Below are 8,412 nucleotides of genomic sequence, written 5' to 3' on the forward strand. Positions count from 1 at the left end.
TTAAGATCCGCTACAACAGTATTGCTGAGCTGTAGTATTCTCTCAGAATTATCATTCTTCGTGTCCCCGAACAGTTCCTCATGGGCTTCGGGAAAATCAAAATCTAAAGTTTTTTTAACGACCACGGTTTTATTTTTCAATTCAATATCTGACCACTTCAACGCGGCTGCTTCACCTTTACGCATACCTGTCTCGATCAAAAACTTGAAGAAAAACCAGTAAACGGCAACTCGCTTGCTGAGAATGCGATTGTTGATGGAAAGGCGCATGTACCTTTGAGAGCTGTGTCCGATTCTTTAGGAGCTGGTTTAAAGGTGGACGGAAAAACAATTCAAATTACTACTAATTCAAGTACATCTTCAAGTGCATCTTCTGATGTAAATGTTGTACCAGGCTCTACTTCAGTGGATGATAGTAACAATAAGTTTGAACAAAAACTGGTGGATAGAAAAAAAGAATTGGAACAAACAATTGCTACAACGCAAAAAGGGATTGAGGATCAGTTGGTGAATCTTCAAATTGCACAAAAAAGCCGAGAAAAAGTATCTGATGAACGCTTTTTGTCTATCGGGGATCAAAAGATTCAAGGATATAAAGACCAAATCACTCTAGCTTAAGAGTATTATAGAAAAATCTAAAAAAGAGATTGAAGAGATTGATAAAACTCTTTTCAGCAAACAAAAAAATTAGAAAAGGTGATTTATCGTGATGCTATATGAATTCTTTAGGTACTTTGGTGGAGCCGCTGCGTTGTTCGGTTCGCTTGGAGGTTTCTTTCTTTGGAGACAAGAAGACGTACTCGGTGTGATCGTTATAGTATTGTCCATAGTTGCTGGCTTGTTCTTTATCGGATTTGGCGCATTACTAGAATCGGTTCATAAGATTCAAATGCATATAACAGGAGAAAAAACATCTGAACCGGTTGCACAGCAACCTAAAATTTCTATGCCCGGTGTAAAGGACTGAGGTATGGTACCAAGGAGATTTAGCTGAGACAGAGGAAGCCTTGGGCTAAATATAAAACTGAACTAGAAGAAATAAATAAGGCTATATCTTCACTTAAATAAAATCCGTAGTAACCTAGTAACAAACAAATTATATACTGTATACACAAAAGCCCTTCTTAAACAGAGGGCTTTTACTTTTGTATAAAGGAGATGCGTATCACATGGATTCTGAGCATATAGAAAAAGAGATTTATTCTATATTTGTAAAGCATGGTGTAAGTTACGACAAGGCACTGGCTATTTTGAGCATAGTGAAAAATGATCTTGAATGCGATTCAATGAGCAACCAGTTAAACCAAAAGAGGAAATCCGAGTATGACTACATTCTATACGATTGTGACAATATTCGCTTTCGGCTTTGGAAGCGGCTTACTGTATGCGTATTTGAAAGTGAGAGAGCTATTCAAAAGAACGGGGTGGAGAAAGTGAAAAGAGATATTGGAATGATCATCACAATTTTGGCTTCTGCAATTTCAGTTTTATCTCTTGTGGAATTTCATTTTATTGGGTTCCTGCTACTTATCTCCTTATCGCTGTCAATTTATGCTTATGTTAATTTTAATGATGAAGTCGAGATATTGGGATATACAATAGATGAAATGAGAAAAGACCTCAATTATTTATAATATTAACTTTGAGCTTTATTGTGGCGTACGTTGTTTGGATTTTGATATTTAGCATTTCCTGATCGAGCGGAACCATAATCTTTTTAATTTTTATGATGGCCCCTGGTGCAACTGAAATTCCATTCTCATAAATATTTTTGGGCCATTCATCATTGTTTAGGTAACCCCGAAAATCAAATGAAGAATCATGTGAAATAGTACTTATTGTTGTGTTGCGTAGGGATTTATTGAAAATGGTTAACTCAACAGATAAACAGTCTTCGAATGCTTCGTCAATTTGATTAGCATTCTCATCATATATTGGAGTTCCATACTGATGGGGTGCAACCTCTGTGGTGACTCGTAAAGGTCTACGTTCTTGATAAAATCGCAATGCAGTAAATATAAATGCGATAATGCCCATCACCGAAGATATGTAGAAATAAATCTCTTTGAAAATGATAACCACCTCTTATGTTTCGTTAAAACTGGATATTCGACACTATTGTCGAATTTTCCTCTTAAATATCCGTAGTGATTAAGCAATAAATACCAAATACAATATAAGTAGACAAAAAGCCTCTCCGATAAATGCGGAAAGGCTTTTTGTCTAAGCCAGATGTTTCGTTTTAATTGATTCTAAAATTAAACATGGAACCCATGCGATTATTAATTGTGACATTAAGTATGCCCACCTTAGGAGCGTTAGCTAGGTTAACAGTAAGAGAGAAAAGCCATCCTCCATCGTTAGTAGGGCGTTTTGATATGTTGGTAATACTAATTCGGGAACCATTTACATCAACAAGGATATTATTGTAATTAAGTTGTCCTTGAGTTCGCACAGCAATGACTCCAGTGCTACCGGATTGTGTAACGCTTAAGATTTGAACATCACTTATGGGTCTTGCTGGACCTGCTGAAGCTGTTGAAGGGATGACTAAAAGGACGAATGCTAGAAGAAATGAAACACCGAAGCCGAATATCTTTTTCATGAGAAAATTCCACCTTATTGATCGGATTTGGTGGTAGTCCGAGATGCGGCAGGGGAAATAGGTGCCCATCCTCCTTTTATGATGTTTTCTGCTGATGAGGGCTACCAAAGTATACCTAAGATCTAGCCGATGCATGTTCATGGTTGAATGAAAGTGTGAGGAGTAAGCAGGGGCTAAATACCTAATTTATTATACATTTAGAAATTAACAATATCAACCAACATATAATATAAATCTCATATTTTTGAATTATACAAAAATAAGACAAATATTTTGCTTAAAGGAGGTGATGAAATCTGTGGCAAAAATAAGATCTACATTGGATATACAACTGGATCTAACAAGGCCAGTTGAAGAATTGACAGAGGTTATTTCTGCTGTAATTGCTTCACGACCAGCACGCCGGAAAGAAATACTTGAAAGTTTGGATTTAGCGGTAGGAAATGCTTTAGCAGAGATACAGTCCCAAGAAGAAAAAGATCAGAAAGCAAACGATGATAGCTCAGGAAAAGTTTCCTGAACGGAGAGACAGGGGGAAGAAGGATGCAAGATCCACAAATTGAAACGTTGCAACGTATCACAAGGGTCGAAACTAAAATCGATAACATTGAAGAAAAGCTTGATTCAGCGATTGATGTCCGAGATATGGCGATTTCGGCGGCGCAGTCTGCGAAGTCAGCACACCATAGGCTAGATAAGATTGAGGATGGTCAGAAATGGTTGTGGCGATCTATTAGCGCACTATTATTACAGCTGTGATTGCAGCGTTATTTGCGTTGTTGAAAACCTCGGGGGTGTAATATTGTTTAATCCAAATAAATATACAATAGAACGGCGCTACATAGACAAGCGCCACAACGTAAGACCGGGTACTCGCCTAACAAGCGGGAATCCGGTCTTTTTAGTTGCACACGACACGGATAATCCTGGGGCATCTGCTGACAACCATTATGATTATTTCAACAACTTGGTTGATCGTTCAGCTTCGGCCCAAACGTTTATTGACGATAAAAAGATTCTTGAAATAATCCCAGCTGGTACTGGACCCGATCCAGCCGAAAAAGCTTGGCACGTCTTGTACAATGTCACCACAGATAACGAACTGTACGGCGACGACGCGAACGATATAGCCCTTGGGGTAGAGCTATGCTTTGGCGGCAAAATCAACACATTGGAGGCATACAAACGCTTTGTATGGTATCTAGCTTATTGCTGCGATAAATGGAGTATTAACCCGCACACACACATTCCGAGCCACAAGCAGCTTGACCCAGCCCGTAAGCGTGACGTGGACCAAGCTCTAGCGACGATTGGCAAGACACTCAAAGATTTGATCTATGACGTGGAATCGGAGCTTAAAGGCGCTTCTGTGGCTCCTGCTGCGTCGGACTTCACAGCGCTACCTGCGTCCGTCGTCCAGGCACTTATAGATAATTACGTTTCTCCGGCTTGGTTCGCAAGTCAAAAAGGCGATCAAGAGGGAAAGACGCATTTTCATAACCTGGCTAACAACTTGCGTGCAGCTGCGGCATTGAACGAAGAGGGGCAGCCGCTTGTTGGAGCGGTGAAGCTGTTTAAATCCAATGCGCAAGAGATTATCTTCCGCTGGCTCCAACCGGCTTGGTTTAAAGTGAAGCAGGCAGGAGACAAGGAGCAAATGAAACATTTTAACAATCTGGCGAATTATCTGCGGCGTGCTGCAGGTTTGCCAAAACAATAATAAGGGGGATTTATCATGCAACCAATTATAGACAGTATCCAACCATATGTAAGTACCGTTGTAACAGCGGCTGTAGGTGTACTCACAACCATCGTGTTGGCTGGATTGAACAATGTTAAGGTAAAAGTAAATACATGGCTAGAGGCACGTACAGCGGTGGCACAGAGGGAAGTAATCCATAAGATAGCAGGAGAAGGCTTTGCCTTTGCTCAAACAGCATTTAAAGAAGCTGGGGGCGAGCGTAAGCTTCAAGAAGCTTTACACGCTGAGACTTGCCGAACAAGGCATTACAGTGTCGGTCGTAGAGCTTCAAGCCGCGATTGAGAAGGCATATTTGGAGTATAAGGCCAAAACAAAAGCGGTACTAAATACTGTTTCTGTTCAGGTGCAATCTGAACCTGGGCCTATTTCAGCGCCGATAGAAGCTGTTCAAACGCCTGTAACTACGGAGTAAGGTTTAAGCAAATACCCTACCGCTTTTGCTGGTAGGGTAGCTTTTTTAATAATATATATCGTCTTCTGTTGTATCATACGACTTTTTGAAATTAATTTTTTTCTTTTTTATATATATTATTATTGCTAAAAAGGACAAGGGAATTGGAACATAGGTTCCATAGGCATTTATAAGTTCTTTAGAGAAAGGTGTAAAAGACAACACTATAAAAGAAACTACACAAAATAATAAATAGAATAATAATAGGCCTACTAATAAATTTATAAGTTGAAATATGTTAACTAAAAGGCCCTCTTTATTTAGGTACCAACCAAGAAAAGAAAAAAGAGAGCCGAACAGGGCAGCGAGTGACAATCTTATAATGTAACTTAGCCATACTATATCAGTATACGAACTGATATAAATTCCTAAAGCTCCTCCAACAACAGCACCAAAAATTCCAACTATTGTAGTAAGTGATAAACCGTTCATATTTGCAGTTCCTTTCTCAAACAATCAATCTTTTTTATATCTAAAGATTACAATGTTTTTGATATAGTTTATCAGGCCTAGGAAATTCTTTCTATATATATTTACAATATAGACCAAATGAATTACACTGTAACAACACATACGGAAGCACCGTTGTGCAATCCGAAAGCATCGGTGACACCCTACTGGCTAAGCTGGTGGGGTGTTTTTGTTTACCTAGAAGTCCATTCCCTAAACAATGCCTCGCATAACCTGTGGAGTAAACAAGGGAGGCGTTACGTGTGAGGGGGACTGAAAGAGGTTGCGGAAATACTGACGGGAAAGTTTGGACGTCGATAAGTGTTATCTTGGCACTGTTTATTTTGTTGGTAATTATGTTGACATTAATTCTTTTATAAAGATTTTTAGGCTCTACCGGTTTATCCGATATGAGCCTTTGTTTTGTCTACCAATATGCCCTGTCATAGAACGTATTTATACATATATTAAAATGTACCACAAATAAAGGAGGTTAAAGCCATGGGTGCATATGAAGGTGCAGGCACAGGCGCATATGGCGGCGGTATGGGGACTTCTACAGCTGCAATTTTGGTGCTCTTTATCCTGTTGGTTATCATTACTAAATCACTTTGGGTTTAATTTTGTGAAAAGAACTAAACACTCGAATAACAAAAAGCCCAGCCAACCTTAAATGGTCGGCTGGGGAATATTTTTAGGCTCTTTTCGTAAAGACTGTTGCTAAAAGATATGAAAGGGAGCAATGCCTTTACCCCGCTGAAAACATTAGTGTTTTCTCTTTTTAACATTTACGTTGAACAGATTAGCAGCCAGCGCATTGCCTTGTGCACGTGCAGACGCTTTTTGATTTGACCGGATCGAAATGCTATTTCTTTTTACATGGTGTCTTCTTCTACTCATGGAAATCACCTCCCTTCATAGGAAATGAAGGTGCGGATGGTCTTAGTGGTGCTTTTTGCGTTTGGATATTTTGATGTTCAGTGCATTGGTTGCCAGCGCATTACCATTTCTTGTTCTGGCATTTGCAGCCTGAAAAATTTTAACGACCAAGAATTTGTTTTTACCGACACGATGTTTGAACGTTTTTACTCTTGTTTTGATCATCTGCATCCCCCCTTGCTAAGGTATACTTTATTTATATGTCAGTGGCGATAGCGATGTATAAGCATGAATCTATTAACAGCAAAAAGAAACTATTACCTAACAGATAGATTCCTATATCCCATATAAACGATATTAAACTCAAAATATCGTCATATTTAGAAGGCTGGGACCGTGATCAAAAGATGATCATGCCTACAGGAGATGCGGAACAATATTTTAGAGAATATTAAAACCCGGATTACTCCGGGGTTATTTTATTGAAGGATTTCTCAAACTATTCACCGAATACTTATGGCTGAGGTGATCAGCATGAACCATACATATAAAGTGTTGAAATCGGATGTTGAACTATTTGCAGCATCATTAAACCAGGTAAGAGTATATGTGGTACAGCCGTTGAGCGAGGAACTGGCAACGGTAGTGGACTATGGAGGAGCAATTGAAAGATTTTCGCCTGAGTCAGTTAAAATATCAGGAAAGTATTATATGTGAGGGCAGTTTGAGTTTAGAGTAAGTATGTAGTGCTTTATACAGATGTAAATATATGCCTTAGTTACCCCGATATAATATACGCAATGAGTTGTAAAAAAGGCGGGGATTCTAGTTATGGTCTTAGTGGGTTTTGTAGCTGTGCTTTTTATTATGTTCTTCTCGCTTTGGATATCGGCTAGGCGGGATAGAAGAGCACCGAAAGTAATTCGTCGAGCAATAGTTCTTGATAAACGTGTTAGATTAGAAAATGATTCACCTTCAGAGGATTATTTTTTTACTTGTGAGTATGAAAATGGGGAAAGAGAAGAGATAGAAGTAGATGAAAGTGAGTATGGGATTATTGTTGTTGGAGATACAATCAATGTAATAAGACAACGTAAACTGTTAACAGTAGAAAGAGTTATTTAATAGACTCCACATAAAAAACTCTGCTAGCCTTATGGTCGGCAATGTTTTTTCGTTGATCGTTTTGTATTTAGAGTAGATGTGAAAAAGGACTCCACTGGTATTTAGCCAGATGGAGTCTTTTTTATATCCAATAAAGAGTAAATATGAAAATATGTGGATTATATTTATAGATCAGCAAGTTTATGTTTAGACACAATTCCTCAATTAAATTATTCTTAGTTCTATTAAACATATTGGAGGATTATCTTAATGAAAAAAGCATGTATAACCATTTTATTTCTAGTTCTTTTATCTCTTCCCTTATCGAATGTTTTTGCAGCCGAAGCAGAGTATTCAGGAAATTTAATTCCAAAAATGATAACTAACACTTCGCCATCTGGAGTAGTAAGCACAAGTAATGAATTTTCAGATGCAAATAGAGCTTTCGACGGAGATTTTGCTACTATTTCTAGCGCGTGGACATCAAGTGCAACTGCTGCTTGGCTAAGATATGACTTTTCCAACCCTGTAGTTATTGAGCAATATGTTATATATCCACAGACGACAGCAACTGACCGAGCCCCTAAAGATTGGACTTTCGAAGGCTCAAATGATGGGGTTACTTGGAATGTGCTAGACACTCAGTCAAATATCACTGGATGGGTAGATAACACTCCCAAAAAATTCTCTTTTTCTAATTCTAATTCATATAAGAATTATAGAATTAATATTACAGCTAACAATGGAAGTCAGTATCTAGCCCTTAGCGAATTAGAGATGATGTCTAAAGTATCGAGCTCCACTCCTAACACAGGAGCATGCACTTCTAATTCAGTAGCATCTTCCGGAGTGGCAAGTGCAAGTAATGAATATTCATATGCATCTGAGGCTTTCGACAAAAATTTTACGACTATAGCTAGTTCGTGGACATCAAGTACAACTGCTGCTTGGCTAAGATATGACTTTCCTAATCCTATCGTAATAGGCCAATATGTTATATATCCACAGAATACGGCAACTGACCGAGCCCCTAAAGATTGGACTTTCGAAGGCTCAAATGATGGGGTTACTTGGAATGTGCTGGACACTCAATCAAATATCACTGGATGGGTAGATAACACTCCCAAAAAATTCTCTTTTTCTAATTCTAATTCATATAAGA

General features: G+C 38.5%; 17 protein-coding genes. 11 read left to right on the forward strand and 6 right to left on the reverse strand.

Features of this window, described 5'->3' with window-relative positions; translation table 11 throughout:
• Window positions 1-269, reverse strand: a 269-nt coding sequence (locus JO375_RS17190) for a tyrosine-type recombinase/integrase (protein WP_229525611.1), incomplete at its 3' end; no start/stop codon positions are given.
• Window positions 270-284: 15 nt separating this feature from the next.
• Between JO375_RS17190 and JO375_RS17195 the strand changes: the two genes are divergently transcribed.
• The 3 genes from JO375_RS17195 (at window position 285) to JO375_RS17205 (ending at window position 1,633) form a co-directional block, all read left to right on the forward strand.
• Window positions 285-617 (forward strand): hypothetical protein, encoded by a 333-nt coding sequence (locus JO375_RS17195; protein ID WP_229525612.1) that lies wholly within the window; start codon window positions 285-287, stop codon window positions 615-617.
• Between the two features lie 88 nt (window positions 618-705).
• Window positions 706-966: a hypothetical protein gene (locus JO375_RS17200; protein WP_229525613.1), complete on the forward strand. Its 261-nt coding sequence runs from the start codon at window positions 706-708 to the stop codon at window positions 964-966.
• 202 nt (window positions 967-1,168) lie between these two features.
• Window positions 1,169-1,633 (forward strand): hypothetical protein, encoded by a 465-nt coding sequence (locus tag JO375_RS17205; RefSeq protein WP_229525614.1) that lies wholly within the window; start codon window positions 1,169-1,171, stop codon window positions 1,631-1,633.
• Here JO375_RS17205 and JO375_RS17210 read toward each other — a convergent pair.
• Window positions 1,620-2,036: a hypothetical protein gene (locus tag JO375_RS17210; RefSeq protein ID WP_229525615.1), complete on the reverse strand. Its 417-nt coding sequence runs from the start codon at window positions 2,034-2,036 to the stop codon at window positions 1,620-1,622. The two genes, JO375_RS17205 and JO375_RS17210, sit on opposite strands and share 14 nt — an antisense overlap.
• Window positions 2,037-2,241: 205 nt before the next feature.
• Window positions 2,242-2,604, reverse strand: a complete 363-nt coding sequence (locus tag JO375_RS17215) for a hypothetical protein (protein WP_229525616.1) — start codon at window positions 2,602-2,604, stop codon at window positions 2,242-2,244.
• A 289-nt stretch (window positions 2,605-2,893) separates the two neighbouring features.
• On the opposite strand from JO375_RS17215, the gene JO375_RS17220 reads away from it, so the two are divergent.
• The 4 genes from JO375_RS17220 to JO375_RS17235 are packed head-to-tail and all read left to right on the forward strand — an operon-like array spanning window position 2,894 to window position 4,648.
• On the forward strand, window positions 2,894-3,124 hold the full coding sequence (locus tag JO375_RS17220) for a hypothetical protein (protein ID WP_229525617.1): 231 nt from the start codon (window positions 2,894-2,896) through the stop codon (window positions 3,122-3,124).
• A 23-nt stretch (window positions 3,125-3,147) separates the two neighbouring features.
• Window positions 3,148-3,363 (forward strand): hemolysin XhlA family protein, encoded by a 216-nt coding sequence (locus JO375_RS17225; protein WP_229525618.1) that lies wholly within the window; start codon window positions 3,148-3,150, stop codon window positions 3,361-3,363.
• 43 nt (window positions 3,364-3,406) lie between these two features.
• A complete protein-coding gene (locus tag JO375_RS17230; protein WP_229525619.1) occupies window positions 3,407-4,324 on the forward strand; it encodes a peptidoglycan recognition protein family protein in 918 nt (305 codons plus the stop codon).
• A 15-nt stretch (window positions 4,325-4,339) separates the two neighbouring features.
• Window positions 4,340-4,648: a hypothetical protein gene (locus JO375_RS17235; protein ID WP_229525620.1), complete on the forward strand. Its 309-nt coding sequence runs from the start codon at window positions 4,340-4,342 to the stop codon at window positions 4,646-4,648.
• Window positions 4,649-4,823: 175 nt separating this feature from the next.
• Here JO375_RS17235 and JO375_RS17240 read toward each other — a convergent pair whose 3' ends face one another.
• Window positions 4,824-5,249, reverse strand: a complete 426-nt coding sequence (locus JO375_RS17240; protein ID WP_229525621.1) for a hypothetical protein — start codon at window positions 5,247-5,249, stop codon at window positions 4,824-4,826.
• Window positions 5,250-5,768: 519 nt separating this feature from the next.
• Here JO375_RS17240 and JO375_RS17245 point away from each other — a divergent pair.
• A complete protein-coding gene (locus tag JO375_RS17245) occupies window positions 5,769-5,888 on the forward strand; it encodes a YjcZ family sporulation protein (RefSeq protein ID WP_229525622.1) in 120 nt (39 codons plus the stop codon).
• Between the two features lie 144 nt (window positions 5,889-6,032).
• Here JO375_RS17245 and JO375_RS24600 read toward each other — a convergent pair whose 3' ends face one another.
• Entirely contained in the window at window positions 6,033-6,167 is a 135-nt protein-coding gene (locus tag JO375_RS24600; protein WP_267497679.1) for a hypothetical protein, read from the reverse strand.
• A 42-nt stretch (window positions 6,168-6,209) separates the two neighbouring features.
• Window positions 6,210-6,371 (reverse strand): hypothetical protein, encoded by a 162-nt coding sequence (locus JO375_RS17250; RefSeq protein ID WP_197029894.1) that lies wholly within the window; start codon window positions 6,369-6,371, stop codon window positions 6,210-6,212.
• Window positions 6,372-6,680: 309 nt separating this feature from the next.
• On the opposite strand from JO375_RS17250, the gene JO375_RS17255 reads away from it, so the two are divergent.
• The 3 genes from JO375_RS17255 to JO375_RS17265 all read left to right on the forward strand — a co-directional run.
• The gene (locus JO375_RS17255) at window positions 6,681-6,863 is read left to right on the forward strand and encodes a hypothetical protein (RefSeq protein WP_229525623.1); all 183 of its coding nucleotides are present in this window, start codon (window positions 6,681-6,683) and stop codon (window positions 6,861-6,863) included.
• Between the two features lie 114 nt (window positions 6,864-6,977).
• Window positions 6,978-7,271, forward strand: coding sequence for a DUF2500 family protein (locus JO375_RS17260; RefSeq protein WP_229525624.1), 294 nt, complete (start codon window positions 6,978-6,980; stop codon window positions 7,269-7,271).
• Window positions 7,272-7,520: 249 nt separating this feature from the next.
• Window positions 7,521-8,412 (forward strand): discoidin domain-containing protein (locus JO375_RS17265; RefSeq protein ID WP_229525625.1); only part of this gene is annotated, 892 nt, incomplete at its 3' end.

The organism is Paenibacillus farraposensis (assembly GCF_020736845.1).
GTDB classification, from domain to species: Bacteria; Bacillota; Bacilli; order Paenibacillales; family Paenibacillaceae; genus Paenibacillus; species Paenibacillus farraposensis.

Bases quoted from the DNA above. Each gene is read 5' to 3' on its own strand.
- JO375_RS17215 (WP_229525616.1), bottom strand. From the start codon at position 2,604: ATGAAAAAGATATTCGGCTTCGGTGTTTCATTTCTTCTAGCATTCGTC.
- JO375_RS24600 (WP_267497679.1), bottom strand. From the start codon at position 6,167: ATGAGTAGAAGAAGACACCATGTAAAAAGAAATAGCATTTCGATCCGG.
- JO375_RS17210 (WP_229525615.1), bottom strand. From the start codon at position 2,036: ATGGGCATTATCGCATTTATATTTACTGCATTGCGATTTTATCAAGAA.
- JO375_RS17250 (WP_197029894.1), bottom strand. From the start codon at position 6,371: ATGATCAAAACAAGAGTAAAAACGTTCAAACATCGTGTCGGTAAAAAC.
- JO375_RS17245 (WP_229525622.1), top strand. From the start codon at position 5,769: ATGGGTGCATATGAAGGTGCAGGCACAGGCGCATATGGCGGCGGTATG.
- JO375_RS17235 (WP_229525620.1), top strand. From the start codon at position 4,340: ATGCAACCAATTATAGACAGTATCCAACCATATGTAAGTACCGTTGTA.
- JO375_RS17225 (WP_229525618.1), top strand. From the start codon at position 3,148: ATGCAAGATCCACAAATTGAAACGTTGCAACGTATCACAAGGGTCGAA.
- JO375_RS17220 (WP_229525617.1), top strand. From the start codon at position 2,894: ATGAAATCTGTGGCAAAAATAAGATCTACATTGGATATACAACTGGAT.
- JO375_RS17205 (WP_229525614.1), top strand. From the start codon at position 1,169: ATGGATTCTGAGCATATAGAAAAAGAGATTTATTCTATATTTGTAAAG.
- JO375_RS17255 (WP_229525623.1), top strand. From the start codon at position 6,681: ATGAACCATACATATAAAGTGTTGAAATCGGATGTTGAACTATTTGCA.
- JO375_RS17240 (WP_229525621.1), bottom strand. From the start codon at position 5,249: ATGAACGGTTTATCACTTACTACAATAGTTGGAATTTTTGGTGCTGTT.
- JO375_RS17260 (WP_229525624.1), top strand. From the start codon at position 6,978: ATGGTCTTAGTGGGTTTTGTAGCTGTGCTTTTTATTATGTTCTTCTCG.